Origin of the sequence: Streptomyces sp. NPDC004667 (assembly GCF_040609475.1) — a bacterium.
In the GTDB taxonomy this organism is placed as follows: domain Bacteria; phylum Actinomycetota; class Actinomycetes; order Streptomycetales; family Streptomycetaceae; genus Streptomyces.
The window spans coordinates 1-1,131 of sequence record NZ_JBEXKC010000277.1; the positions used below are offsets into that span (position 1 = coordinate 1).

Sequence of the window (1,131 nt, forward strand, 5' to 3'; positions counted from 1 at the left end):
GGGGCGGGGCGGCGCGTCCGGGCGGCCGGTGTTGGCCAGGTACATCAGTGGCAGCTGTACTTCGGGCTGGTGTCCTTGACCGACCCGTCGGCGGCGACGTAGCTCCAGCCGTAGCCCGAGTCCGTGAAGTCGAGCTTCAGGACCCCGTACTGGCCGCTGATGCGCTTTTGGCTGTTGGGCTGGACCTGCTCGATCGGGTAGGGCTCGGCGCCGCCCATGCCGCCGACGATCTCCACGATCCCGTCGGCGGCGGCCTTGCCGTCGGGGTTCTGCGGGGCGAACCGCTCGTAGTGGTGGTCGTGTCCGTTCAGGACGAGGTCGGCCTTGGCGGCGTAGAGGATCTTCCATACGGGCTTGGACACGGGGTCGTTGCCGTGTCCGCCGGAGGAGTACAGCGGGTGGTGCCAGTAGGCGGCGATGCACTGCTTGCCGTTGGCGGCGAGGTCGGCCTTGAGCCAGTCGATCTGGGCGGCCTGGTCGAAGGCGTTGGAGTCGAGGGCGATGAAGTGCCAGTTGCCCTCGTCGAAGCTGTAGTAGCTCTTGCCCTGCGGGTAGGCGATGTTCCCGAAGTACGCCTTGTATCCGGCGAGGGAGCCGGCCGGGTCGTAGGTCTCGTGGTTGCCGGGTACGGGGTGGGTCTTGTCCTTGAAGGCGCCCCAGCTCTTGTCGTAGTAGGCGCGGAAGTCGGCGATCCGGGCGTCGTCGTACTGGTTGTCGCCCATCGTCAGGTAGAACTTCGGGTCGATCTTCCGGGCCAGGGCGGCGGTCTTCGGGTGGGCGCAGCCGCTGTCGGAGGGCGTGCACTGTGCGGCGATGTCACCGGCCGCGACGACCGTGAAGGCGCCGCCGCCGGGGGGTGGGCCGCCGTCGGCGGTGCCGTACACCTCGGCCTCGAAGAGGGAGTAGCCGTACGCCGTGCCGCGCGCGGTGCCGTACACGCGCAGGTACCTGCCCTTGCCGGAGAGGCCGGTGAGGTCGTCGGTGCCGCCGTTGCCGGCCTTCTCCTCGGCGATCTTGGTCCAGGTCGCGCCGTCGGTGGAGACCTCGACGCGGTAGGGCCACCGACGAGGAACTCACCGGCATCCACGTGGCCATCGGCGTGGCCGGCGTCTCCCAGTTCGCCGTCGTCCA

At 69.2% G+C, this 1,131-nt stretch carries 1 protein-coding gene; it reads right to left on the bottom strand.

Annotated elements, in window-relative coordinates; translation table 11 throughout:
- Window positions 1-44 precede the first annotated feature (44 nt).
- On the bottom strand, window positions 45-938 hold the full coding sequence (locus ABZW32_RS40030; protein WP_356225863.1) for a metallophosphoesterase: 894 nt from the start codon (window positions 936-938) through the stop codon (window positions 45-47).
- Window positions 939-1,131 lie beyond the last annotated feature (193 nt).